This window comes from Shimia marina, from assembly GCF_001458175.1.
GTDB lineage: Bacteria > Pseudomonadota > Alphaproteobacteria > Rhodobacterales > Rhodobacteraceae > Shimia > Shimia marina.
On the sequence record NZ_CYPW01000032.1, the window covers coordinates 178,717 to 203,624 of the forward strand.

The window sequence follows — 24,908 nt, forward strand, 5'->3', positions numbered from 1 at the left end:
AGGGCGTAAAAATAAAAAAGCCGCGCGACACGCACCGGAAGGGAGATCCAGCGGGGTCGAGCGGCTTTGCTCAGAAGTTTCCCCGGTCATTCGGGGTGGGAGGCGTGAAGCGTCCTTGCTTCACCTTGAGGTCATCTTGGAAAATCCGGCGGGAGTCGCTCAAGTAAGATTTGGTGAATCACGCTGCGCCGCCGCGTCATTTTCTGCGATTGCATGTTTTTTCATCACTCTGGCTGGGCCGGGTCGAAAATACGCCCATCAAAGAATCGATCTGGGCCCAGAACCAACGTGCCATTGGTGGCTTTATGCACTGTGGGCGCATCCAGTGCCCCTTCGCATTTTTCCGAAGCCAGGGGCATCACGGCTCCCAGATTCGCCAGATGGCGGCGGTAGAGATCGCTGCGAAAGACCTTGGAGGCGGTTTGAGCAGATTGCACCCGGTCCAGTCCAAAGCGGGCGGCCATGCGGGTGCCTATCCAGGCAGCTTGACTGCGCCAGGGGAAGGTGGCCGCGCTGTCGAAGAATTCCAGCATCCGGGGCACGGTGGTCAATGTGCCGCGCGCCTGTGTCAGCATTTGTCCGCTGAGCGCGCGTTCCAGAATGTCCGGGGAGACATCCAGATATTCCGGCCAGCCGAGAATGTCAGAGGCGGTGGAACGTTTGGACGGATCAGACAGCCAGCGCCCGGCTTTCCAGACCGCACGGATCAGGCGGCCGGTGAGATCATCTTCAGCCTGTGCCCAGTCGCGGCGCACGGCCAGTACTTTTTCCGGGGTGAAGTTCCAGATGGCGGCGCTGGCGACCAGAAGCTGACCACCGCCCTGTTCCACGGTGATGCTGCCCCATGGCTCGCCAACACAGAAGGCGTCGATTTCATCTGCGGCGATGGCCTCTGCCATGAGGGGGGGCGGGATAATGCGCATGTCCAGCGTTTCGGGCGTGTTCAGGCCGGAACTGGCCAGCCAATAGTGCAGCAGCTCGGCATGCATGGAGAAGGGAAAGGGCACGCCCACACGCAGGGTGCGGCCAAGATTGGCCAACGCCTGTCCCGTGGCGGTGGCATCCAGAAAGCCGGGCAGCGGGGCTTTGGCCGCGATTTCATCCGCTAGGGCGTTGGAAATGCCGATGGCGTTGCCATTCACCGAGAGCACACAAAGCGCATCCAGTTGCGTGGGCACACCGCCCAGTCCCAGCGCCATGGCCACGGGCACGGGGGCGAGCATATGGGCGGCTTCGATCTGGCCCAGCACCAGCCGGTCACGCAGGGTGGACCAGCTTGGCGCACTTTGCAGATGCAGGGCGAGGCCCTCTTCTTCGGCAAAGCCCAACTCATGGGCGATGATCAGCGGGGCGGCATCCACAAGCGGCATAAAGCCAACGGCAAGGGGCAGGGTTCTCATGACAGCAGTTCCGAGGCAGTGACCAGCGCCTGCGCGACATCGGCGATCTTTTTGCCCTGTCCCATGGCGGTTTTGCGGATGAGCGCATAGGCCTCATCCTCTGAGAGGTTACGGGCGCGCATCAGGATGCCTTTGGCGCGGTCGATGATCTTGCGCTCTTCGAGGGCGCGTTTGGTGGCGGCCAGTTCATTGCGCATGCGGGCGAACATGTGAAAGCGGGCGATGGCGGCATCGAGCACGGGTTTGACCCGATCCGGATGCATGCCATCCACCACATAGGCGGAGACACCCGCTTCAATCGCGGCCTTGGTCAGCCCGTCATCTGAGCGGTCCACAAACATCGCCACCGGGCGCTCCAGTGGGGAGGAGGCCAGTGCCAACGCATCAATGGCGTCACGGCTGGGGTTGGCGACATCGACCAGCACAAGATCGGGGTTGAGTTCGGCCACAGAGCGGGCGAGGCCTGTGGATTCAGCGAGCACGCGGATATGGTGATCTCCGGTGGCCACGAGGCTGTCGATGATGGCATCCGCGCGGGTTTTGTCGGGTTCGACAATGAGGATGGTAAGCTTGGCGGTCACGGCTGACACTGGCTCCGCTGGCGGTGGATCGCCTGTTGGTAGCGCTGCAGTGCGGCGCGAGGCCAGAGCGGTAGGGGGGCTGTGTGGGCCTGAGAGGAGGGTATTTGCCTGTATTTTGGGCTGTTAAGGGTGTTGCGCCTCAAAGATGGGCGGTTTAGATGCAGCGTCCGCCATCGACCTCCATCAATGTACCGGTGATCATGGAGGCCTCATCAGAGCAGAGGAAAGCGGCGGCGTTGCCCATGTCTTCGGGCTGGGAGAAACGGCCGAGCGGGATGGTGGAGAGGAATTTGGCTCGGATTTCTGGCGTGTCTTCACCCATGAAGGATTTCAGTAGCGGGGTTTCGCCCGCCACCGGGTTGAGTGCGTTGACGCGGATGCCGTGGGGCGCAAGTTCGACAGCCATGGCTTTGGTGGCGGTGTTCACCCAGCCTTTGGAGGCGTTGTACCAGTTGAGGTTGGGGCGTGGGGACAGCCCGGCGGTGGAGGAGATGTTGAGGATCGCGCCGGCCGCGCGGGATTTCATATGGGGGATGAGCGTCTGGGCGATCAGGTAGATGGATTTGCAGTTCACGGCAAACACCCGGTCAAAATCGCTCTCGGTCACAGTCTCCATCGGGGCAGGCAGATGGGTGACGCCGGCGTTGTTTACCAGAATGTCGATCTGCTCCCAAGCGCCAAGTGCTGTGTCGATCATGCTCTGCACGCTGGTGGCATCAGAGACATCCACGGTGCAGGGGGTGGCGTTTTCATGCGCGGCGGCTTTGGTGGCGGCGGCCTCGCCGTTGATGTCCGCGACCAGCACTTTTGCGCCCTCAGTGAGGAATTTGTCAACGATGCCCGCGCCAAAGCCCTGAGCGCCGCCGGTGATGATGGCTGTTTTGTTTGCAAGACGCATGTGTCTGCTCCTTTGGCTTAACCGTGCAGCGCGGCGACGGTTTTGAGTTGGGAGAAGTGGAAGAGGGCTTCAAAGCCCTTTTCGCGGCCGTGGCCGGAGTGGCCGGTGCCGCCGAAGGGCAGCTCGACCCCGCCGCCTGCGCCGTAGTTGTTGAGGAAGACCTGACCGGCGTTGAGTTGTTTGGCCAGACGCATCTGGCGCGCGCCGTTTTGGGACCAGACCGAGGCGACAAGGCCGTATCTGGTGCTGTTGGCGATCTGCAGTGCCTCTTCTTCGCTGTCAAAGGGGATGAGCACCTGCACCGGACCGAAGATTTCCTCCTGCGCGAGGGGGTGATCGGGGGGGACATCGGCAAAGAGCGTGGGGGGCACGTAGTGGCCGGGGGCGTGGGTGGCGATTTCGCCTTGGGCAGCGATGGTCAGGTCTGCGCCTTTGGTGAGGAAGTCTGACACGATGTCTTTTTGTCGTGCGGAGATCAGCGGGCCGAGGGTGGCGTCTTCCATGGCAGGGGCGGCGCGCATCGCTTTGTAGGCGGCGCTCATGCGGGATTTGACCTCTTCATAGACACTGCGCTCCACCAGTATGCGGGAGGAGGCAGAGCAGGTCTGGCCCGCGTTCTGGATGCCAGCGTTCACAAGGAAGGGCAGGGCGGTGTCCAGATCGGCATCCGCAAAGACCAGTTGCGGGGATTTGCCGCCCAGTTCCAGCGTGACCGGCACGACGTTTTCTGCGGCGGCGGTTTGCACAAGGCGGCCGGTGTTCACCGAGCCGGTGAAGGATATGTGGTTCACATCCGGGTGGGCGGCGAGCGCGGCCCCGGCCTCGGGCCCCAGACCGGGCACCACATTGAGCGCGCCATCCGGCAGGCCTGCCTGTTGGGCGAGGTGGGCAAAGGCCAGCGCGGTGAGGCAGGCCTCTTCGGCGGGTTTGAGCACACAGGCGTTGCCCATGGCCAGCGCGGCCCCGACCGAGCGGCCAATGATCTGCATCGGGTAGTTCCATGGCACGATATGGCCGGTCACGCCGAAAGGTTCGCGCAGGGTGTAGACGGTGTAGCCCTCCAGATAGGGGATGGTTTCGCCATGCACTTTATCGGCTGCGCCGCCGTAAAACTCCATATAGCGCGCCAGAGCGGTGACATCATTGCGGGCCTGTGTGAGCGGTTTGCCCACGTCCTGCGCCTCAAGCCGTGCCAGTGTCTCGGCGTGCTCCATCACGAGCTGGCCGATGCGGGTGAGAATGCGGCCGCGTTCCACTGCGGTGGCGCGGCCCCAGTCGCTGTTGCGCGCTGCCTGCGCGGCGGCCACAGCGGCGTCGATGTCTGCTTTGGTGCCGCGTGCGATGGTGGCGAGGGGGCTGCCGTCTGAAGGGTTGGTCAGCGCCAGTGTGTCGCCAGACAGGGCTGGCTGCCATGTGCCGCCGATGAGGCATTTGGAGGGGTCAAAAAACAGATCAGGCAGGGTCATATATTGTCTCGGTTTTGGAAGTCAGTGCGACCAAGTCTGGCAAAACAGGGGCCGCGGCGATCAGGCTTTGGGTGTAGCTGTGCTGCGGGGTGGCAAAGACCGCTTCGGTCGCGCCTTCCTCGACGATTTCGCCGTTTTGCATGACCAGCACGCGGTCTGTGACGGTGCGCACCACAGAAAGGTCGTGGGAGATGAAGAGATAGGCGAGGCTGTGTCGCCGGGAGAGATCGGCGATCAGATCGAGAATTTGCGCGCGGATGGAGACATCCAGCGCGGAGACCGCCTCGTCAAAGATGATCAGCTCGGGGCGGGTGATGAGGGCGCGGGCGATGGCGATGCGCTGGCGCTGGCCGCCGGAGAATTCGTGGATGTATTTTTGTGCGTCCTGAGGTGTGAGGCCGACATCGGTGAGGACCTCGCCGATGAGGCTCTGCAGGGCTGCGCCTTTGGGTGGGTTTTGCACCAGATGGAAGGGTTCTGTCAGAATGCTGGCAACGCGGTGGCGCGGGTTGAAGCTGCTGTAGGGGTCTTGGAACACCACCTGCGTTTTGAGACGCAGCGCGGCTGGCATGGCTGCGCCGACCGGGTGCTCAAAGGCGGTGATCTGGCCGCTTTGCACCGGCTCCAGCCCCAGAATGGCCCGTGTTAGGGTCGATTTTCCGCAACCGGATTCGCCGACCAGCCCGACACGTTCACCTTGGTGAATGGTGAAGGACACATCGTTGACGGCGCGGTGGAAGGCGCGGGGGGCAAAGAGTTGGGTGCGGGGCAGCGCGTAGTCCCTGACGGCGTTTTGCACCGTGAGGATCGGGGCTGGCGTGCCTTGCAGCGCAGGCAGATCGACGGTGTGGCCTGAGGCTTCAAAGAGCGCGCGCGTATAGGGGTGCTGCATATTGGAGAGCAGCTGTTGGGTGGCGCCTTGTTCGACAATCTCGCCTTTGCGCATGACCAGGATGCGGTCGGCCATATCAGCCACCACGGCGAGATCGTGGGTGATCATCAGCAGGCCCATGTCAAACTCGGCAACGAGATCTTTCAGCAAATCGAGGATGCGGGCCTGCGTGGTGACATCCAGAGCAGTGGTCGGCTCATCGGCGATCAGTAGGCGCGGGCGGCGGGCGATGGCCATGGCGATGACCACGCGCTGACGCTGGCCGCCGGAAAGCTCATGCGGGTAGCGGCTGAGCGGGAAGCGGTCTTGCGGTAGGCCGACGCGAGTGAGCATGGCGGCGGCCTGCGCCATGGCCTCGGCTTTGGGGGCTTTGGCGTGGATGCGGATGGTTTCGGCCACCTGCGTGCCGATGGTCTGCAGCGGGTTGAGCGCGGTCATCGGCTCCTGAAACACCATGCCGATGTCATTGCCGCGCAGGGTGCAGAGGTTGGCCTCGGGCTGGGTCAGCAGATCTGAGTCGTTTAACAGGATCTGGCCGCAGGTTTCGGTTGTATCGGGCAGCAGCTGCATCACCGCGAGGGCAGTCATGGATTTGCCGGAGCCGCTTTCGCCGGTGACCGCGAGGATTTCGCCCGGCGCGATGGTGAAGCTGATGTCTTTCAGGATCGGGGTGGGGCAGATGGAGAGGGAGAGGTTTTGCACGGAAAGCAGGGTCATGTGCGCACCACGCGGATTTTGGGATCCAGCCAGTCGCGCAACCCGTCGCCTAAGAGGTTGAGGCCAAGGACAGCGCTGATGATGGCGAGGCCGGGGATCAGTGCGAGGTGAGGCGCGAAGGAGACCATGGTTTGCGCATCTGCGAGCATGCGGCCCCATGAGGGCGTGGGCGGCTGTGCGCCAAGGCCCACATAGGAGAGGCCAGCCTCTGCCAGAATGCCGAGGGAGAACTGGATGGTGCCCTGCACGATCAGCAGGTTGGCGACATTGGGCAGGATGTGCTCAACGCTGATCAGGGCGCGGGATTTGCCTGCGACGCGGGCGGCGAGGATGAAATCGCGTTGCCAGAGCGGCAGCGCGCCGGCGCGGGTGAGGCGGGCAAAGACCGGCACGTTGAAGATGCCGATGGCGAGGATGGCGTTGAGCGCACCGGGGCCGAGGATGGCGGTGATCAGGATGGCGATCACGAGGCTGGGGAAGGCAAAGATCAGGTCGTTGCCGCGCATGATCAACTCGTCCGCCCAACCGCCTTGGCGCGCGGCGGCCCAGAGGCCAAGCGGCACGCCAAGGCCCATGCCGATGCCCACCGCCACCAGCGCCACCGCGAGCGAGGTGCGTGCGCCCACCATGATCATCGAAAAGATGTCACGCCCGAAATGATCGGTGCCAAACCAATGCGTGGCGCTGGGCGTTTGCAGCTTGTTGGGGATGTCCATCGTGGTGATGTCATAAGGCGTCCAGACAAAGCTCAGGAGCGCGGTGCTGACCACGATCAGGCAGAGCAGACCGCCAATCAGGATATTGCGCGACAGGCTCATGTGCGGGCCCTCAGGCGGGGATCAATCGCGGCGTAGGCGAGATCAACAAGGAAGGTGACGAGAATCACGAGGAACACCAAGAGCATGACCACGCTTTCCACCACAATGAGGTCACGGGCTGAGATCGACTGAAAGATCAGGCGGCCGAGACCGGGCAGGAAGAAGACCTGTTCGATGATGATGGCGCCTGCGAGCAGGAAGGAGAACTGCATGCCGATGATGGTGAGCACCGGGATCATGGCGTTGCGCAACCCGTGGCGCAGCAGCGCCTGACGGCGGGAGAGGCCTTTGGCGCGGGCGGTGCGCATGAAATCTTCGCCGAGCACATCCAGAAGGGCGGAACGCATGACGCGGGCGAGGATGGCGGATTGCGGCAGGGCAAGCGCAATGGCGGGCAGGGTGAGGGAGTGCATGGCGGCCCCAAAGCCTTTGTCCCAACCGACAAAGCCCCCCGCAGAGAACCAGCGCAGGTTGATGGCGAAGATCAGGACCAGCATCATGGCAAACCAGAAGTTAGGCACGGCGATGCCAAACTGGGTGGCGCCCATGACGGCCATGTCGCCCGCTTTGCCGCGGCGGGCGGCGGCGTAGATGCCAGCGGGGAAGGCGATCAGGGTGGAGAGCGTGAGCGCATAGAGCGCCAGTGGCAGGGAGACCCAGATGCGGTCGCCAATCATCTCTGTCACCGGGGTGCGGTAGGTATAAGAGAGACCAAAATCGCCCTGCAACATGCCACCCACCCATGTGAGGTAGCGCTCAAACTTGGGCACATCCAGACCCAGCTCTGCGCGTAGGGCCGCGATGGTGTCGGGCTGGGCATTGAGACCCAGCATAAAGCTCGCCGGATCGCCGGGCACCACCTCGATCACAAAGAAGATCACGAGGGAGGCCACGATCAGGCTGAGCCCTAAAGAGAGCGCGCGTTTGAGGGTGTAGCGGAGCATAGGGTGGACAGAAACTTTGTGTGAGTGGGCAGAGGCCCCGCCTTGAGCGGAGTCAGAGTGGGCCTCTGCGTTTTGGATCAGTCAGACCAGCGCACGGCGGTCAGGTCGGTGGCCTGCGTGGGGGCATTCTCCCACAGGCCCTCGACGCCTGCTTTGGCGACGGTGTGAAAGGCGAGTTGGAACAGATAGCCGTTCACATAGTCCTCGGCGATGATGGTCTGTGCGACTTTCAGCAGCGCTTTACGCTCGGCGGGCAGAGTGGCGCGATTGAGAGTGTCCATGATCTGTTGGAACTGGGGATTGTTATATTGGAAGTAGTAGTCAGGCCGGGCATAGATGCCGATGTCAAACGGCTCTGTATGGCTGACGATGGTCAGGCCGTAGTCTTTGCCGCGAAAGACCTGCTCCAGCCATTGGGCCCATTCGAGATTGGAAATCTCGGTCTCAATGCCCACGGCGCGCAGCTGTGCGGCGATGATTTCACCGCCACGGCGGGCATAAGAGGGCGGGGGCAGTTTCAGCGTGGTGGTGAAGCCATCAGCAAAACCGGCTTCGGCCAGAAGTTTCTTGGACAGCTCCGGATCATACTGCGACAGGCCGGTCAGATCGACGTAATCCGGATTGTGTGGCGCAAAATGGGTGCCAATCGGGGTGCCAAGGCCAAACATGGCTCCGTCGATGATGGCGGAGCGGTCAATCGCATGGGCGATGGCCTTGCGCACACGTCGGTCATCCAGAGGTGGCATCATATTGTTGGTGGAGAGAATGGTTTCCCCTTCTGAGCTGCCGATGATCACCTGAAAACGCGGGTCTGCCTCAAATTGTGGCAGGGCCTCGGGTGTTGGAAAGCCAACAAAGGCGTCAATATCTTCGGCCATCATCGCAGCAAAGGCGGCGGTGGGATCAGAGATGAATTTGAAGGTCACATCCGTCAGTGCGGCGGGGGTTCCCCAGTAGGCTTCATTGCGCGACAGCGTGATCTGATCGCCCTGTACCCAGTTTTCGAATTTGAAGGCGCCTGTGCCGATGGGGGCGGTCTTGATGTTGGCAACGCTTTCAGGCGCCACGATCACCGCATCGCCCCAAGCCATGTTGAAGAGGAAACTGCCGTTGGGCGCCTCCAGCGTGACCTGAACGGTGAGCGGATCGAGTACGGTGACATCGGTGATCCCGGCAAAGAGGGCTTTCTGCGCATTGGCGCTGTCTTCGCCACGCGCGCGGTCGAGGGAGAATTTCACATCCTCCGCGTCCATGGTGCTGCCGTCATGGAAGGTCACGCCCTCGTTCAGCATGAAGGTGTAGGTGAGCCCATCCTCGGAAATGTCCCAGCTTTTGGATAGACCGGGGATCACCGCGCCATCGCTGGCAAAGCGGGTGAGCCCCTCAAAGACGTTGGCATAAAGCACGCTGTCAATCGCGCCGGCGGCGGCAGAGGTGGGATCAAGGTGGGGTGGCTCAAGTTGCAGGGCCACGGTGATATCGCTTTGTTCGGCTTGCGCCTGCAGGGGCAAGGCCAGCAGAGCTGTGCTGGCGAGGAGGGCCAGTCTTGAGGTGTTTTGCATCATGTGTTCACTCCCGTAACTATATGGCTTTATTCGTTGTTATTCTTATTGGCCGTTTTCTGGGCCATTTGCCTGAGGCAACAAAAGCTGCGTGAGGCTATGCGCCATGACCTTGGCGCTGTCGACCATATCGTCGATGCCGATGTATTCGTCAGGTTTGTGGGCCATTTCTAAAATGCCGGGCCCATAGGCGATACAGTTTCTGAGCTTGCCGATGCGATCAATATGTTTTTGGTCATATGTGCCGGGGCTGGCCACGTAGTCGGGGGATTTTCCAAGAATATCCTGAATGGCGCGATCAACCGTGGTGACAACCGGGGCGGCGCGGTCTGTCATGGAGGGGGCAACGTGGTTGAGTTCGCGCATTTCATAGCGGAAGTTTTCGCGCTGGGCGGAGAGATCATTGAGCAGGCCTTCAACTTCGCCTGAGACTTCGGCGTGGGACTCTTCGGCCAGATAGCGGCGGTCGATCACGATGCGGCAGCTGTCGGGCACGCAATGGGCGGGCAGGCCGGTGTAGTCCTTGGGTTGCTCAGGCTGGCCGCCATGGATCGAATTGATATTCATGGTGGATTGGCGCGCGCCTTCGGGCACTACGGGCATATCGGTGCGGCGTGAGGCCATGGCGGGGTAGAGGTCACTTTCAAACTTGTCGAGCACCGCGCCCATGTGGCGGACAGCACAGTCGCCTAAGAAAGGCATGGAACCATGGGCGATTTCGCCGAAGGTCTCTATTTCGGCCCACCAGCCGCCGCGATGGCCAAGGCAGATGCGGTCTTTGTGCAGGGGTTCGGGGATGATCACATGCTGCACCCGCTCTGGCGCAAAGAAGCCGCGCTCCGCCAGAAAGGCAACGCCGCCATAGCCGCCGCTTTCCTCATCTGCCGTGCCAGAAATTTCGATTGCCCCGTGGAAATCGGGGTATTCGGCGATGAAGGCTTCGGCGGCGATGATGGAGGCGGCGAGACCGCCTTTCATATCACAAGCGCCGCGACCGTAGATCTTGCCGTCTGAAATCTCCCCACCGAAGGGATCAAAGGTCCAGCCGTGGCCGAGCTCCACCACATCGGTGTGGCTGTTGAAATGCACACACTCGCCGGGGTGGTGGCCCTCTTTGCGGGCCAGAACGTTCCAGCGGGGGTATCTGTCGCTGTCTCCTGGCGCACCGTGGGCGCGGATCAGCTGGGTGTCAAAGCCGTGGCGGGTGAGGCGGGTGTCCAGATAGTCACAGATCTCGCGATAGCATTCGCCAGGCGGATTGAGTGTCGGGATGCGGATCAAATCCTGCGTGAGTGCGATCAGGTCGTCGCGCATGCTGTCAATGCGAGCGATCAGGCTGTCTGTGTCTAAGGGCATGAAATCACCTCGGGTGTGGCGCAGGTAGAGAGGGCGGGTGCCTCCGGCGGGGATATTTAAGGTCAAATGAAGTTTGGATGGGGACAGAGTGGCTTGCGGCAGTATACGGTATCAATACCGTAGGATTACGGTTTGTAGAGGAGCAGCCATGGATTGGGATCTGTTGGCCTATGACGCCGCGCCGGTGGGCATTGTTGTGACAGCACATCGCGTGATCCGGGGGTGCAACGCCAGTTTTGCACAGATGCTTGGCTATGAGCGGGAGGCGCTGATAGGGCAGTCTTTTCGCCTGCTATATAACACAACAGAAGAGTTTGAGCGGGTGCGTGACATCGGGTTGGCACCGCTCAGGGCAGAGCATGCCTATAGTGATGAGCGCATGGTGCGGCGTCGGGATGGGGCGCAGATCTGGTGCCGGTTTCGAGCGCAGACCCGCACGCCCGAAGAGCCGCTGGCGCAGCTGGTGATGAGTTTTGCAGTGATTCAGGACGGTCCTTCGGTTGCGCTTACACTGCGGCAGCGGCAGGTGGTGAGTGGTTTGGGGCGGGGGCTGACCAGTAAGGAAATCGCGCGGGAGCTGGGCCTGTCTCCGCGTACGGTGGAAGATGTGCGGGCACGGCTTTTGAAGCGATTTGAGGTGAAAAACGCCGCAGAATTGCTGGCGCATCTGACCATTGGCTGACGGGCATCGCCCCGCGCTTGTCGGTCACGTGGCGTCTCTGGTGAGTTTGGTGATGTTTTCGCAATTTCAGGAGGGTGTTTTCGGTAACAAAATTTCCGGTTTCGCTTGCATTTTGCCCCCTTGAATGGCACGCGTGCGGTTCAGACATGCAAAGGGCGCTACATAGGGCGCACAAGCCAATCTGCAGGAGTGCAACAGATGCCAGATCTTCGGTCCAAGACTTCCACATTCGGTCGCCGGATGGCGGCAGCGCGCGCGCTATGGCGGGCGACGGGTATGAAAACCGAGGATTTTGGCAAGCCGATTGTGGCTGTGGTGAACTCCTTTACCGAATTTGTGCCGGGTCACGTGCATCTCAAGGACATGGGCCAGCTGGTGGCGCGTGAGATTGAGAAAGCCGGTGGTGTCGCTAAAGAGATGAACACCATTGCGGTGGATGATGGCATTGCCATGGGGCATGATGGGATGCTCTATTCCCTGCCCTCGCGCGAAGTGATTGCGGATTCTGTGGAATATATGGCCAACGCCCATTGCGCGGATGCGCTGGTCTGTATTTCCAACTGTGACAAGATCACGCCGGGGATGTTGATGGCGGCAATGCGCCTGAACATTCCGGCGATCTTTGTGTCCGGTGGCCCGATGGAAGCGGGTAAGGTGATCCTGAAAGATGGCGAGCATAAGGCCGACCTCGTGACCGCGATTGTGGGCGCGACAGATGAAGACCGCAGCCAGGAAGAAGTGGACAAGCTGGAACGCTCTGCCTGCCCGACCTGTGGCTCCTGCTCCGGTATGTTCACTGCGAACTCGATGAACTGTCTGGCTGAAGCGCTGGGTCTTGCACTGCCGGGCAATGGCTCGCTGCTGGCGACCCACTCCAAGCGCCGTGGGCTGTTTGAAGAAGCCGGTCACAAGATCATCGAGCTCTGTGATCGTTGGTACAAAGAGGGCGATGAGACCGCGCTGCCCCGTGGCATTGCAAACTTCAAAGCCTTTGAAAACGCCATGGCGCTCGATATTGCCATGGGTGGCTCCACCAACACGGTTCTGCACCTTCTGGCGATTGCTCATGAGGGTGGCGTGGATTTCACCATGGCGGATATGGATCGTCTGAGCCGTGAGATCCCGCACCTGAGCAAAGTGGCCCCCTCAACGCCGAAGTATCACATGGAAGATGTGCACCGGGCAGGTGGCATTGCGCGAATTCTAGGCGAGCTGGAGCGTGAAGGCAAAATCCACCGGGATTGTGCCACCGTGCATGAGCGCACCGTGGGCGAGTTCATCGACAAATGGGATGTACGCCGCGAAACCGCAGGCAACGAAGCGCGCGATCTGTTCATCGCGGCCCCCGGCGGCGTGCGCACGACAGAGGCCTTCAGCCAGTCGCGGATGTACACCGAGCTTGATCTGGACGTGGAAGACGGCTGCGTGCGCGACTTTGCCAATGCCTATTCCGAGGAAGGTGGGCTGTGTGTGCTGTTTGGCAACATTGCGCAGCAGGGTTGTATCCTTAAGACTGCCGGTGTGATCAAACAGATGTATGAGTTTGAAGGCACTGCCAAAGTCTTTGAATCCATGGAAGATGCGATGCACGGCATTCTGCAGAATGAGGTTCAGCCTTATTCCGTGGTGGTGATCCGCTATGAAGGTCCGAAAGGCGGGCCGGGCATGCAGGAAATGCTCTATCCAACGGCGTATCTGAAATCCAAGAAACTGGATCACACCTGTGCGTTGCTGACCGATGGACGTTTCTCTGGCGGCACCGCGGGTCTGTCGATTGGCCACGCCTCGCCGGAAGCGGCAGAGAAGGGCGTGATTGGTCTGGTGGAAGATGGCGATAAGATCCGTATTTCCGTGCGCAACCGGACCATTCATCTGGATGTGAGCGACGAAGAGCTGCAACGTCGCCGCGAAAACCACCCGCAGGCCGATAAAAAGTTCTGGAAAGCGGAAGGGCGCCCACGCGCGGTGTCCAAAGCTCTGAAGGTCTATGCGCAGCACGTGTCCAACGCCTCGCTGGGTGCGGTGCGGATGCTGGATGATGAAGACGAGTAAGCGCGTCTGATATGAGATGAGAGACGGGGTCGCAGCGCGGCCCCGTTTTGGTTTTTCTTACAGGCGCGTGGACTGGAAGGCGGCGGTGAGACCTTGGCCGCCGCCGATCCCGATCATGGCCATGGCTCGTGCGTCTGCTGGGGCGTTTTGGCGGATGAGTTGGGTGAACAGGCGCACCACAAGGATGGCACCGGAGGCTCCGAAAGGGTGGCCAAGGGCGATGGCGCCGCCGTCTTGGTTGGGCAGGGTCTCGTCGATCCCAAGTGCATCAAGGCTGGCCAGCACCTGCGCGGCGAAGGCTTCGTTGAATTCCAGATGCGTCAGATCAGCGAGATGCAGGTCAGTGTGGTGTTTGAGCAGCTTTTGGGTGGAGGCGACGGGGCCAATACCCAGAATGTTGGGATCTACGCCCGCCGCTGCGCCACCGATATAGGCGAGAGCGTTTGTGTGACCCAAGCTGCGGGCCTTGGCGGCTGTAGTGATCAACAGGGCCGCTGCGCCGTCATTGAGCGGGCAGGCGTTGCCCACGGTGACGGTGCCGTCTTTGCTAAAGGCGGGGCGGAGGCGGGCAAGACGGGCTACGGTCATGGTCTCGCGGATGCATTCGTCGGTGGTTTGGCCTGCGACAGGGGTGATTTCGGCGGTGAAACGCCCAGCGGCCCGGGCTTCCGTTGCACGGTGCTGGGAGCGCAGGGCGAAGGCATCCTGACGGGTGCGGGAGATGTTGAACTGTTTGGCGACGGTGTCGGCGGCAGCGCCCATTTCTGGGTCGCCGATGGTGTCAGGGGAAAAGCGCGCGCGTGTGTAGCTGTGTGCGGGCAATGTGCCGCTGGCGGGCAGGCTGCGCAGAGGCGCGCGGCTCTGGCTTTCCACGCCGCCTGCAAGGTAGGTGGTGCCTGCACCCGCCATGATGAGGTGGCAGGCCATCATCACGGCCTCAAGACCTGAGCCGCATTGGCGATCCACTGTGACGCCGGGAATGGAGGGAGGAAAGCCCGCATGCAGGCTTGAAAGGCGGGCGACATTGCCACCGGGGCCAGCGGCATTGCCGAGGATCACATCGTCCAGTTGGTTCGGGCTGATCTGCGCCTCTGCCAGCACAGCCTGCATCACCGGCGCGGCGAGGTATTCCACATCCAGAGAGGCAAATATGCCGCCCGCGCGGCCGATGGCGCTGCGCTGTGCGGCGATGATCACCGGCTGGTGATCTGGGGGCAGATCACCCGGTAGCGGAGACAAGGCGGGGATCTTTCTCATGCAGCCAGGACATCAGGCGGCCACGATCTGGTTTGCCGGAGCTGGTCAGGGGCCATTCGGAGAGGCGGTAGATGTGGCGTGGCAGCTTGTAGCGGGGCAGGCGAATGGCGAGTTGTGATTTGAGTTCGTCCAGTGCGGCGTCGCCCTGAATGATCGCGATGAGCTCCTGCCCTCTGGAGGGATGTGCGAGGCCAAAGACCACGGCGGCGTCAATGCCAGCGATGTCTGCAAGGGCGGTTTCGATTTCCTGAGGGTAGACATTATGGCCTGCGGTGATGACCATGCCCCCTTCGCGCCCCAAGAGGCTGAGGCTGCCGTCGGAGTTGAGCTTGCCGACATCCCCAACCGTGGCCCAGGGGCCTTCGCGCCGAAAGCCGGAGGTGCGCCCGCCCCAGAGATAGCCATCAATCGCCAGATCACCGCGCACGAAGATGGTGCCGGCTGTGCCCTGAGCGACTTCTGCACCGTTTTGGCGCAGGGAGAGTTCCACATGGGGGAAGGGACGCCCTACGGAATAGGAAGGGGCGGAGGAGCTTTGTGGGCCGTGGGTGTTGAGGCTGACAAAGCCAAGCTCGGAGGCACCATAGTATTCATGCACACGGGCGCGGGGGAAATGCTGACGGGCCTTTGTCAGCAGCGCCGGGTCGAGCTTGGCCCCGGCGGTGGTGATTTCGACGATCTGTTCCTGTGGCGTATCGCGGCAGAGCGCGCCCAGCAGGCTGGGCACGGCGACGATACGGCGGGTCTCGGCCATGGCTTTGTGGGTGGCACTGAGATCAAATTTTGGCAGGGCGTGGAAGCTGGCCCCTAGGTCGAGCGTCTCGGCAAGCGCATAGAGCGTGATGCCGTGGGAGAGCGGGCCGGGCGCGAAGGTGTGGCTTTGATCGGTGAGCGCAAAGGCGAGGCGGCTGGCGTCCAGCGAGGCGCGCCAGCTGTGGCGCGCGCGGGCGAAGGCTTTGGGTTCAGAGGTGGTGCCGGAGGTGAAGCCCACCATGAAGATGTCGCGTGGGTGGGTGAAAGGGATGTCCTGTGGCGCTTGCAGAAAGGCCGCAAAGGCTGTGGTGTCAATCGCGATGGCAGGGATGCCCAGACGCGCAGCCGTGTCGATCAGACCGGTCTGGCTTGACAGGCAGAACAACACGTCAGGGGGCAGTTTGGCCAGAACGCGCTGATGCAACCGGTCGGGCCATTGCGGATCTAGCAGGGTGACCACATGTGGGGTGGCCAGAGCGGTGGCCAGAAGCGTGGGGGCTTCGGGGTGGTTGCCGATGGAGAGCGCAAAATTGCGTGCGCCGTCTGGCAGAGGGAGATCTGGGCGGGCCTGTTGTGGCAGGGCGCAGAGGGCCGCGTGCAGGCGCTTGATGCGATTATAGAGGGCGCCGTAGCTGAGACGGGTGTCAGACAGGGCAACCGCCAGCGCATCGGGGCGCTGGCGGGCGTGATGATCTAATGCATGGCGTAGGGGCAAACGCGTCCTCAGAGGTTGGGGTAGGCGCGGCGCAGGCCGCGGGCGATGAGTGTCGCCAGAACCACCTTTACCAGATCGCCGGGGACATAGGCCACCATGATGGAGAGAGATTTACCAAGGCCGAGTTTGCCGATGAAGGCCATCCACGGAATGCCAGCGGCATACATGAGAGCGATGCCCCCAAGTGCCACGTAGACACCGGTTTTCACAGGGCCTGCGGCAGAATCGTTTTCAATCAGGTAGCCGATGAGCGCGGCACAGAAGGGCCATGCCAGCAGGAAGCCGCCGGAGGTGCCCAGCAGGACACCAAAGCCACCGCGACCACCGGACAGCAGCGGCAGGCCGACCGCAACAAGGGCGATGAAGAGGAGCAGCGCAAAGCCGCCACGTTTGGCCCCCAGCACGGCACCAGCCAGCATAACACCAAGCGATTGGGCGGTGATGGGCGGCAGGGCCGCGCCTGCAAAATGGATCGGAGGCATCAGGCCCAGAGCGGCGGTGAGGGCGGCAAAAAGCGCGATGTAGACGATGTCTTTGGTGGTCATTTTGTGTTCCGTGAGCGAGGGTCTTGGATCTGAAATTTGAGGCTGGCTAGAAACCCTTCCGGCGCGGAGCAAGGCGACCGGGCGCTTTTGGGGGGAACTTAGGAACGATATCCTCTGGAATCGATGGCATCGGAAATATCGTCCGCTATCTTGATTGCGCGAATGGCCATGGGCATGGCCACGGCAATCACGGAGCGCTCCAACCCGCGCACTTTCTGGGCTTCGCGCACCTCAGTTGTGATTTGTGCCAGAACAGGAATGAAGCGCAGTGCGAGCGAGATGGCGAGGCTGACTTTTTCGGGGTGCACGCCAAGGGGTTTCAGGTGGCGCAAGCCGCGTGTCATCGTGTCGATCATATCGCTGGATCGGGTGGTGAGGGTGACGAGGCTGGCCAGCAGGATCAAAGCGGCCAGACGCAGCACCACATAGGCGGCCAGCGTGAGGCTTTCAAAATACCACTGTACTGCAAAGAACAGCGCGAAGATCACCAGAAGCGGGCGCAGCTGGGCCGCTGCTTTCGTCAGGGGGAGTCGCGCTACGGGGTAGAGGGCGAGAATGCCGAGGGTTGCTGCGGCTGTGATCAGCAGGCTCTGGTTGAGAAACAACAGCGTGGCGCCCAGAGCCATGCTCAGCATTTTGACGCCTGGAGACAGGCGGTGCAGAACAGATGTGCCGGGAGAATAGAGGTCGAGCATCAGGCCATGAGCTCCTGATAGGCCGCGATCACCTCGGCGGGGGGACCATCGGCAAAAACGCCCCCGTCATCGATGACAATGACGCGGTCGTAATCGGTGATGAGGTCGAGATCATGGGTGACGGTGATGACCATCTGCGGCAGGGCGGCCACGGCGCGGGCGACGCGGCGTTTGTTGCGCAGATCCAGCAATGTGGTGGGCTCATCCATGACAACAATCGCGGGATCCATTACCAGCACGCCGGAGATGGCGATGAGCTGTTTCTGACCGCCCGACAGGAGATGCGCGGGATGTTCGCGCAGATCGCTCATGTTGTAGCGGGCCAGAATTTCGTCGGTTTTGGCGGCGATGTCGTCTTTGGAGAACCCGAGGTTTTTCATGCCGAAGGCGAGGTCTTCTTCCACCACGGGCATGACGATCTGATTGTCGGGATTTTGGAAGACAAAGCCCACCTTGCGGCGTAGCTCTCGGCCTTTCTTGGCGCTGTTGAGCCCATCTACAATGACCTCGCCAGAGGTGGGGAGGGCCAACCCGTTGAGCAGGCGGGCAAAGGTGGATTTGCCCGAGCCATTGGCGCCGATCACGGCAATGCGGCGCTCTGTCAGCGTCAGGGAGAGGCTGTTGAGAACGACACGCTCCCCGAAGGAGACAGAGACATTGTTGAGCGTGATCATAGAAAAGTCCGCCGGTTGCTTGTGCATCGCTCTTAGCGCCAATGGGGCGCGGGTTGAAGTGACGGGAGCCTCCGGCGGGGATATTTTGGTCAAGAGGAAGCGGGATTGCGGATTTTGCGGGAAAATTTCCTGATCAGACGCAGGCAGGCGCGGTGTGGCTGCGTTTCGGTTTCAGGTTTCCATCAAAGCCGGCACGCCGCCGATTTCGCCAATCAGGGGCAGCAGCGCCTCCAGCCCTTTGCCGTGGCGCAAGGACGTGAAGAGGAACGGGCGGGGGCCGCGCATTTTCTTTGCGTCGCGTTCCATGACCTCAAGGGAGGCACCCACGTAAGGCGCGAGGTCGGTTTTGTTGATGATGAGAATATCGGAACGGGTGATGGCGGGGCCGCCTTTGCGGGGGATCTCTTCGCCTGCGGCCGTGTCAATCACATAGAGGGTGAGATCTGCGAGCTCGGGGCTGAAGGTGGCGGAGAGATTGTCGCCGCCGGATTCAATCAGCACGATGTCGAGATCGGGGATCTCTTTGGTCAGCGCGTCAATGGCGGCGAGGTTGATGGAGGCATCTTCGCGGATGGCGGTGTGGGGACAGCCGCCGGTTTCCACGCCTTTGATACGCTCCAGCGGCAGCACCTGTTGGCGCATGAGCTCTTCGGCGTCTTCGCGGGTGTAGATGTCATTGGTGACCACGGCGATGGAAAGCTTGTCGCGCAGCGCGCGGCAGAGATTGGCGGTGAGCGTGGTTTTGCCAGCGCCGACCGGGCCGCCAATGCCGATGCGCAGCGGGCCGTTGGGCGAGGGAGCGGAAGAAGAGGTCATGAGCGAAACAGCCTTGAGTATTGGGTTTCATGACGCATGGAGGCGATGTCGCCGACAAAGCTTGATGCTGCGATGGCCTCCAGCGGTTGGGAAAGCGCCTGATCCGCGATCTGCTGGCAGAGGGGGGTCAGGGCGGTGAGGGCCGCCTGTGCCTCGGTCTGACCCAGCGGCACAAGGCGGGTGGCGGCAGAGGTGAGATTGGCGGCAAAGGCATGCAGAAACAGCCGCGCGGTGTCTGGCAGAGGCAAATTCTGCAGACGTGCGGCGCGGCCCACGGCGATGGGGTAGGTCATCGTGGTGAGGTCCAGATCATGAATGGCGGCAACGGTGCGCACAAAGGCCGCGCCCTGTTGCTCACTTTCCAGCAGGCGTTCGGCAGAGGGGGCCAGAGCGCGGGCCAGATCATCCAGCTCGGCCAGCGTGCTGAGGTCTTCGGCGCGGTGGGCATGGGCCAGCAGGATGGCATCATTCTGTCCTGCGCCAAAAGACAGGGTGTCTTGCAGCCAGGCGCGGAAGCTTGTTGCGTCGCAGACAATTCCGGCGTCTACCAGTGCCTCCAGCCCGTGGCTGTAGGTGAAGGCCCCGACCGGATAGGCCGGAGAGAGCCATTGGGCCAAGGTCAGAATGGGATCAGTGGTCATGAGCGTGGCTGTGTGCCCCATCATGATTGTGGCTGTGATCCTGTGCGTGGTCATGGGCGTGCGGGTGGCTGTGGTCATGGCCATGGGTACGCCCGTGCCCATATGCCCCGCCTTCGGGGGTGAAGGGTTCGCTCACCTCGGTCACTGTGGCACCAAGCAGCGTGAGCATTTGTTTGATCACGTGATCGGGCTGGATCAGCAGGCGGGTGTCTTCGATCTGGCAGGGGGTGTGGCGGTTGCCAATATGCCAGGCGATGCGGGGCAGATGCTCTGCCGTGACCTGCAACAACGGCTCGGCGGCTGCGATGACAGTGATTTCGCGCCCATCTTCCAGCAGCAGGACGCCGCCATGATCCAGTGACGTGGTTTTGGGCAGGTCGACCAGAATACGCGTACCCTCCTCCGTCAGGAGGGTTTTGCGGCGCAGGAAACGGTCTTCGTATGTCAGGGCCACGCGGCCAGAGGCGGCGGCGTGGCCATGGCTGTGATAGCGGTGTGCGGTGGGCAGCGTGGTCATGGCCGCGCCCCCAGCGTTTTGCTCAGACGTGCATCATGTCGCGGAAAACATGCGCTACGATGTCGTCGCGCTTCAGGCCACGTTCGGCCAGCTCGGCATCGCTCAGCGCGTTCAGGGCTTGAACATGCTGCACGCGGCTGTTGTTTTCCATCATGGCGACGAGAAAGTTGCCAATCGCCACAAAGGGAGCGGCGAGGATTTTGCCCAGCGAGAGCGGGGCGGATGAATGTGTGTCGGTCAGTGCCATTTTGAACCTCAGTTTGTTGTAAACCTTTGGTCCTCCCTTGGCGCTGAATATAGGTCAGTTGAGCTGACATTTGCAGGGGGTCTTTCGTCATATCGGTCTTGCGTATGCTGCAATGCAGCGCGTGTATAGGGGGCGTCATGGGCATGTGGGGGATCAGAACATGAAGTAGCGCTGGGCCATGGGCAGGACTTCGGCGGGCTGGCATGTGAGCAATTCGCCGTCTGCGCGCACCTCATAGGTCTCTGGATGCACTTCAATCTCCGGCGTGGCGGTATTGAGCTTGAGGTGGGATTTGCCGATGTTGCGGGTGTTCTGAACGGCGATGGTGTCTTTTGCCAGTCCCAGCGAGGCCCCGATGCCTTCGGCCTGTGCGGCCTCCGACACAAACACCACGGCGGCGTTTTCCACCGCGCGGCCATAGGCACCAAACATCGGGCGGGAATAGACTGGTTGTGGCGTTGGAATAGACGCGTTGGGATCGCCCATCTGGGCGCAGACAATAGAGCCGCCGATCAGCACCATTTCCGGTTTCACGCCAAAGAAGGCCGGGTTCCAGAGCACGAGATCAGCGCGTTTGCCCTCTTCAATAGAGCCGATCTGATGGGCGATGCCATGGGCGATGGCGGGGTTGATGGTATACTTCGCGATATATCGGCGGACGCGGAAGTTGTCGTTCTCGCCGGTCTCCTCAGCAAGGCGGCCGCGCTGTTTCTTCATTTTGTCTGCGGTCTGCCATGTGCGGATCAGCACTTCGCCGACGCGGCCCATGGCCTGACTGTCAGAGGCGATGATCGAAAACGCGCCCATGTCATGCAGGATGTCTTCTGCGGCGATGGTCTCGCGTCGGATGCGGCTCTCGGCGAAGGCCACATCCTCGGGAATGGATTTGTCCAAGTGGTGGCAGACCATGAGCATGTCGAGATGCTCATCCACGGTGTTCACGGTAAAGGGCCGTGTGGGGTTGGTGGAGGAGGGCAGCACATGCTCTTCGCCGCAGATCTTGATGATGTCCGGCGCGTGGCCGCCGCCTGCGCCCTCAGTATGGAAGGCGTGGATGGTGCGGCCTTTCATGGCGGCCACTGTATTCTCGACAAAGCCCGACTCATTGAGCGTGTCGGTGTGGATCATCACCTGCACGTCCATGGCGTCGGCCACCGAAAGGCAGCAATCAATGGCGGCAGGCGTGGTGCCCCAGTCTTCGTGCAGTTTGAGTGCGCAGGCGCCTGCCTTCACCTGTTCTTCGATGGCGGCAGGCAGGGAGGCGTTGCCCTTGCCCGCAAAGGCGAGGTTCATCGGGAAGGCATCGGCGGATTGCAGCATGCGGCCAATGTGCCATGGGCCGGGGGTGCAGGTGGTGGCCAGCGTGCCATGCGCAGGCCCGGTGCCGCCACCGAGCATAGTGGTAAGGCCGGAGTGTAGCGCATCCTCGATCTGCTGGGGGCAGATATAATGGATGTGGCTGTCAAAGCCGCCTGCGGTGAGGATTTTGCCCTCTCCTGCGATGGCCTCGGTGCCGGGGCCGACAATGATGTCGACGCCCGGCTGGGTGTCAGGGTTGCCTGCCTTGCCGATTTTGGCGATGCGCCCGTCCTTGAGGCCCACATCCGCCTTGTAGATGCCGGTGTGATCCACAATCAGCGCGTTGGTGATCACGGTGTCCACAGCGCCTTCGGCGCGGGTGGTCTGGGCCTGGCCCATGCCGTCGCGGATCACCTTGCCGCCACCGAATTTGACCTCTTCGCCGTAACTCAGCGCATTGCCGTTGCCCGCACGTTCGGCAGTCAGATCCCGCTCGATTTCAATGATCAGATCGGTGTCGGCAAGGCGCAGCTTGTCGCCCACGGTGGGGCCAAACATTGCGGCATAGTCAGAGCGGGAGATTTTCGCAGGCATCTGTTGAGGTCTCTTTGGTTGCGCTGAGGGCAGGAGGCGCGCTCAGGGGGTCTTTTTTGGTTTCGCGGCAGCGGGCATGGCCGGGGGCTTGGACGGCTGTCGCGTGGTTTTCTTGGCGGGGGCGTCTGTCTGAGCAGAGGCCGTGGGTGTTGCGGCTTTGGTCGTCTTGGTGGGCGCAGCTTTGGGCGGTGCGGCTTTTTTGGGAGCGGTGGTTTTGGCTTTGGCAGGCGCGGCCTTCTTGGGTGCACTTTCTGGAGCCGCAGGTGCGGCGGGGGCGGCGGGTTTTGTGACGGTTGCGTCTGCGGTCGCTGTTTTTGCCGTCGTGGGTGTCGCCGGTGTGTCCACTTTTACCGCCTTTGTTTGTGTTGCCTTGGGCTTGGAGGGCGATTTGGGCGCTGTTTTGGTTTTGGCGACAGTGGTTTTGGTCGCAGTGGTTTTGAACACCGGTTCGCTTACGGCAGGTTTGGCGGTGACGTTTGAAGCTGGTGCAGGCGGTTTTGGAGCGGATTTTCTGGTGGTCTTTGTCGTGGTTGTGCGGGCTGTCTTGGGGGCTTTGTTGCGGGACTTGCTCGGCGCTTTTGCAGGTGTTGTCGCAGATGGTTTGGCTGTGTTTGATTTGGCTGCGGGGGATTTAACTGGCGTGACGGGTTTGGCATCGACCGCTGTAGCGGCAGAAGACTGTGAGGACGCGAATTGCGGTGGCTGCGTGGCGGGCAGCATCATGGAGCGCATGAAAGCGCGCGTCATGGCATGGGATGTGCGCATCTGGCGCTCAACCATGCGAGACATAAAGAGGAACCCACTCAGCGAGGCTGTGATGGAGCTTGTTGCAATCGGCGTCATCGAAATCTCCTTGAGGTTATGTCATGAGAGCGGCCCCATGACTTTCTGATTAAATCCATAGATACGGCGCGCGCCTGATACCGGGATCAGATGCACTTCGCGTTTTTGGCCGGGCTCAAAACGCACGGCCGTACCGGCGGCGATGTCCAGACGCAGGCCATGAGCGGCGGCACGGTCAAATTCCAATGCGGGGTTAGTCTCGGCAAAATGATAGTGGCTGCCCACCTGAATGGGCCGGTCGCCGGTGTTGGCGACCATCAATGTAGTGACTTCGGCGTTTTCATTGAGCGTCAATGTGCCGTCTGCGGGGATGAGTTCACCTGGGATCATTGCAAGTTCCAAATCAGAAAAGTGAGGCCAGCCGACACAGCGAGGCCGGAAGACAGAGGCGCCCAGAGACCGGGCGGATCATGTGGCGTGAGGGCGGCGTCCATGGTTGCGGCGAAACGGTGCATGGGGTCTCCTTCAGCGGATCGGGTTGTGGACGGTCACAAGCTTGGTGCCATCGGGAAATGTGGCCTCAACCTGCACTTCGTGGATCATCTCGGCGATTCCCTCCATGCATTGCGCACGCGTGATCACCTGTGCGCCCGATTGCATCAGATCGGCGACGGAGCGCCCATCGCGCGCGCCTTCGACCACCGCGTCGGTGATCAGGGCGATGGCTTCGGGGTGGTTGAGTTTTACGCCACGGTCCAAACGCTTGCGGGCCACTTCGGCGGCCATGGCAATCAGCAGTTTGTCCTTTTCACGAGGGGTCAGTTGCATGTGGTCAAAGCATCCATGTTCTAGGAAGGTCAGCGCCGTGCAGAAGCGTGAGCGCGGGAATGAGGGACTGGCGCAGCGCGTAGCTGTCTGCGGCCAGAATGCGGGCGAAGAGCAGGCCATCGCGGATCACGCTGGCCCCGCCTGTCTCAGGTAAGAGCGCGCGTAGGGCGTCGAGATGACGGTCGGCATCTGGGGCCGCCAGCAGTACAGTGGCCATGGCACGTGCCCCTCCTGCGATGGTGGGGCGATCGAGATGGGCCTGAACGGTTTTGGACAGTTTGACACGATCTGCAAAGAGCAGACGATTGTGACGGTGCAGTGTCACGCGATCAAAAATATGCGCTGATTGCAGGGTTTCGCCCATGGCGGTGCGGCCAAATATGACCGGTTCGACCATCAGGAAGCGGGCGTTTGGGGCCATGTTGATCGTCAGGCTGCGGTGCAGGGACGCGCCTTCAAACAGGATGGTTTCCTGTGGCAGCCAATCGAGCCGTGCATTCTCTTCAAGGGTCAGCGTCGTGCCCAAAGTGCCGGGTTTTGGGCCAATGCTGCGGTAGGCGCGCTCGGCGGCCTGTGTGGTGAGGGTGAGATGGCTGTTGGTGCCCGCTGCGGCAGCAACGTCAAAACGATCGCCGCCGGTGATGCCGCCTGCGGTATTGAGCAACACGGCCTGAAGATTTGCACTGCGACCGCGCGCGTAGTTTGCATGAGGAAAGAGCACACGGCTTGACCCGGACAGGCGCAGATCGTCCAGAACTGTTTTGCCATCACGCTGTTTGCTGCGGATCTGTGCCGTGCCAATGGCGCGGGGTTGTGCCGGAGTTGAAGGCGTGTTGGCGACCTCTGGGGCAACCTCCGGACAAGATATATGCGTGAGCGCGGTGATGGCACTTTCTCCGAAAACGGCAGTGGGTTTCTTAATGGCTTGCATTGGTTGCGCGGATCAGAAAGGTCGCGTGCCTTATTTTTGGGCGAGATGAGATTTTGGCGTCGATTTTTTGGGCGTGTTTTTGATTTTTGATGAAAAAATGGGCGATTTTGCAATGTTGGTCGGGGGAGGGATGCCGGATTGTGTTTTGGCCCCTGCAAAGGCATTTTGCCGCCAGTTTCGAATCGCACTGCAACTGGGCGATTTGGCAGGCAGGCCGTGCGTGGCCTGCATCATTTCAGTTCCCG

Annotated in this window: 27 protein-coding genes; 3 read left to right on the forward strand and 24 right to left on the reverse strand. The window is 61.4% G+C overall.

The annotated features are described in order from the left end of the window. Positions 1–224: 224 nt before the first annotated feature. The 9 genes from SHM7688_RS17075 to SHM7688_RS17115 form a co-directional block, all read right to left on the reverse strand. Positions 225–1,400: an ABC transporter substrate-binding protein gene (locus SHM7688_RS17075; protein WP_058241152.1), complete on the reverse strand. Its 1,176-nt coding sequence runs from the start codon at positions 1,398–1,400 to the stop codon at positions 225–227. After that, complete coding sequence (locus SHM7688_RS17080) at positions 1,397–1,981, reverse strand: ANTAR domain-containing response regulator (RefSeq protein ID WP_058241205.1); 585 nt, start codon at positions 1,979–1,981, stop codon at positions 1,397–1,399. The genes SHM7688_RS17075 and SHM7688_RS17080 overlap by 4 nt, the downstream gene beginning before the upstream one ends. 154 nt (positions 1,982–2,135) lie before the next feature. Further along, positions 2,136–2,879, reverse strand: coding sequence for an SDR family oxidoreductase (locus SHM7688_RS17085; protein WP_058241153.1), 744 nt, complete (start codon positions 2,877–2,879; stop codon positions 2,136–2,138). Between the two features lie 17 nt (positions 2,880–2,896). Continuing rightward, positions 2,897–4,345 (reverse strand): aldehyde dehydrogenase family protein, encoded by a 1,449-nt coding sequence (locus tag SHM7688_RS17090; protein WP_058241154.1) that lies wholly within the window; start codon positions 4,343–4,345, stop codon positions 2,897–2,899. After that, a complete protein-coding gene (locus SHM7688_RS17095) occupies positions 4,332–5,954 on the reverse strand; it encodes an ABC transporter ATP-binding protein (protein WP_058241155.1) in 1,623 nt (540 codons plus the stop codon). The genes SHM7688_RS17090 and SHM7688_RS17095 overlap by 14 nt, the downstream gene beginning before the upstream one ends. Continuing rightward, complete coding sequence (locus SHM7688_RS17100) at positions 5,951–6,772, reverse strand: ABC transporter permease (protein ID WP_370733597.1); 822 nt, start codon at positions 6,770–6,772, stop codon at positions 5,951–5,953. The genes SHM7688_RS17095 and SHM7688_RS17100 overlap by 4 nt, the downstream gene beginning before the upstream one ends. Beyond that, complete coding sequence (locus tag SHM7688_RS17105; protein WP_058241156.1) at positions 6,769–7,716, reverse strand: ABC transporter permease; 948 nt, start codon at positions 7,714–7,716, stop codon at positions 6,769–6,771. Before SHM7688_RS17105 ends, SHM7688_RS17100 begins: the two co-directional genes overlap by 4 nt. A gap of 77 nt (positions 7,717–7,793) precedes the next feature. Further along, positions 7,794–9,281 (reverse strand): ABC transporter substrate-binding protein, encoded by a 1,488-nt coding sequence (locus SHM7688_RS17110; RefSeq protein ID WP_058241157.1) that lies wholly within the window; start codon positions 9,279–9,281, stop codon positions 7,794–7,796. Positions 9,282–9,323: 42 nt separating this feature from the next. After that, positions 9,324–10,634 carry an acetylornithine deacetylase/succinyl-diaminopimelate desuccinylase family protein gene (locus tag SHM7688_RS17115; RefSeq protein ID WP_058241207.1) on the reverse strand — a complete coding sequence of 437 codons (1,311 nt, stop codon included), beginning with the start codon at positions 10,632–10,634 and terminating at the stop codon, positions 9,324–9,326. Between the two features lie 148 nt (positions 10,635–10,782). Here SHM7688_RS17115 and SHM7688_RS17120 point away from each other — a divergent pair, with 148 nt between their 5' ends. Beyond that, positions 10,783–11,316, forward strand: a complete 534-nt coding sequence (locus tag SHM7688_RS17120) for a PAS and helix-turn-helix domain-containing protein (RefSeq protein WP_058241158.1) — start codon at positions 10,783–10,785, stop codon at positions 11,314–11,316. Between the two features lie 198 nt (positions 11,317–11,514). Then, entirely contained in the window at positions 11,515–13,368 is a 1,854-nt protein-coding gene (gene ilvD / locus SHM7688_RS17125) for a dihydroxy-acid dehydratase (RefSeq protein ID WP_058241159.1), read from the forward strand. A gap of 57 nt (positions 13,369–13,425) precedes the next feature. On the opposite strand, the gene SHM7688_RS17130 is transcribed toward ilvD, so the two are convergent. The 10 genes from SHM7688_RS17130 to ureC form a co-directional block, all read right to left on the reverse strand. Continuing rightward, positions 13,426–14,607 (reverse strand): thiolase family protein, encoded by a 1,182-nt coding sequence (locus SHM7688_RS17130; RefSeq protein WP_233486625.1) that lies wholly within the window; start codon positions 14,605–14,607, stop codon positions 13,426–13,428. Then, positions 14,588–16,093 (reverse strand): AMP-binding protein, encoded by a 1,506-nt coding sequence (locus SHM7688_RS17135; protein WP_058241161.1) that lies wholly within the window; start codon positions 16,091–16,093, stop codon positions 14,588–14,590. The genes SHM7688_RS17130 and SHM7688_RS17135 overlap by 20 nt, the downstream gene beginning before the upstream one ends. Before the next feature lie 8 nt (positions 16,094–16,101). Continuing rightward, on the reverse strand, positions 16,102–16,638 hold the full coding sequence (locus SHM7688_RS17140) for a biotin transporter BioY (protein WP_058241162.1): 537 nt from the start codon (positions 16,636–16,638) through the stop codon (positions 16,102–16,104). A 98-nt stretch (positions 16,639–16,736) separates the two neighbouring features. Continuing rightward, positions 16,737–17,333, reverse strand: coding sequence for an energy-coupling factor transporter transmembrane component T family protein (locus SHM7688_RS17145; RefSeq protein ID WP_058241163.1), 597 nt, complete (start codon positions 17,331–17,333; stop codon positions 16,737–16,739). Continuing rightward, positions 17,333–18,007, reverse strand: coding sequence for an energy-coupling factor ABC transporter ATP-binding protein (locus tag SHM7688_RS17150; RefSeq protein WP_058241164.1), 675 nt, complete (start codon positions 18,005–18,007; stop codon positions 17,333–17,335). Before SHM7688_RS17150 ends, SHM7688_RS17145 begins: the two co-directional genes overlap by 1 nt. Positions 18,008–18,178: 171 nt before the next feature. Next, on the reverse strand, positions 18,179–18,823 hold the full coding sequence (gene ureG / locus SHM7688_RS17155) for an urease accessory protein UreG (protein WP_058241165.1): 645 nt from the start codon (positions 18,821–18,823) through the stop codon (positions 18,179–18,181). Further along, on the reverse strand, positions 18,820–19,464 hold the full coding sequence (locus SHM7688_RS17160) for an urease accessory protein UreF (protein WP_058241208.1): 645 nt from the start codon (positions 19,462–19,464) through the stop codon (positions 18,820–18,822). The genes ureG and SHM7688_RS17160 overlap by 4 nt, the downstream gene beginning before the upstream one ends. Then, positions 19,454–19,981: an urease accessory protein UreE gene (ureE, locus tag SHM7688_RS17165; protein WP_058241166.1), complete on the reverse strand. Its 528-nt coding sequence runs from the start codon at positions 19,979–19,981 to the stop codon at positions 19,454–19,456. The genes SHM7688_RS17160 and ureE overlap by 11 nt, the downstream gene beginning before the upstream one ends. Before the next feature lie 22 nt (positions 19,982–20,003). Further along, positions 20,004–20,228: a DUF1127 domain-containing protein gene (locus tag SHM7688_RS17170; protein WP_083499099.1), complete on the reverse strand. Its 225-nt coding sequence runs from the start codon at positions 20,226–20,228 to the stop codon at positions 20,004–20,006. Between the two features lie 153 nt (positions 20,229–20,381). Beyond that, entirely contained in the window at positions 20,382–22,121 is a 1,740-nt protein-coding gene (gene ureC / locus SHM7688_RS17175) for an urease subunit alpha (protein ID WP_058241167.1), read from the reverse strand. Between the two features lie 142 nt (positions 22,122–22,263). Between ureC and SHM7688_RS17180 the strand changes: the two genes are divergently transcribed. Next, entirely contained in the window at positions 22,264–23,013 is a 750-nt protein-coding gene (locus tag SHM7688_RS17180; RefSeq protein ID WP_058241168.1) for a hypothetical protein, read from the forward strand. Here SHM7688_RS17180 and SHM7688_RS17185 read toward each other — a convergent pair. The 5 genes from SHM7688_RS17185 to SHM7688_RS17200 are packed head-to-tail and all read right to left on the reverse strand — an operon-like array spanning position 22,986 to position 24,897. Continuing rightward, on the reverse strand, positions 22,986–23,294 hold the full coding sequence (locus SHM7688_RS17185) for an urease subunit beta (RefSeq protein ID WP_058241169.1): 309 nt from the start codon (positions 23,292–23,294) through the stop codon (positions 22,986–22,988). The two genes, SHM7688_RS17180 and SHM7688_RS17185, sit on opposite strands and share 28 nt — an antisense overlap. Beyond that, positions 23,291–23,419 (reverse strand): hypothetical protein, encoded by a 129-nt coding sequence (locus SHM7688_RS20175; protein WP_262975170.1) that lies wholly within the window; start codon positions 23,417–23,419, stop codon positions 23,291–23,293. The genes SHM7688_RS17185 and SHM7688_RS20175 overlap by 4 nt, the downstream gene beginning before the upstream one ends. Before the next feature lie 10 nt (positions 23,420–23,429). Next, on the reverse strand, positions 23,430–23,732 hold the full coding sequence (locus tag SHM7688_RS17190) for an urease subunit gamma (RefSeq protein WP_058241170.1): 303 nt from the start codon (positions 23,730–23,732) through the stop codon (positions 23,430–23,432). A 4-nt stretch (positions 23,733–23,736) separates the two neighbouring features. Beyond that, a complete protein-coding gene (locus SHM7688_RS17195; protein ID WP_083499100.1) occupies positions 23,737–24,663 on the reverse strand; it encodes an urease accessory protein UreD in 927 nt (308 codons plus the stop codon). Between the two features lie 30 nt (positions 24,664–24,693). Next, complete coding sequence (locus SHM7688_RS17200) at positions 24,694–24,897, reverse strand: hypothetical protein (protein ID WP_058241171.1); 204 nt, start codon at positions 24,895–24,897, stop codon at positions 24,694–24,696. Between the last annotated feature and the right edge of the window lie 11 nt (positions 24,898–24,908).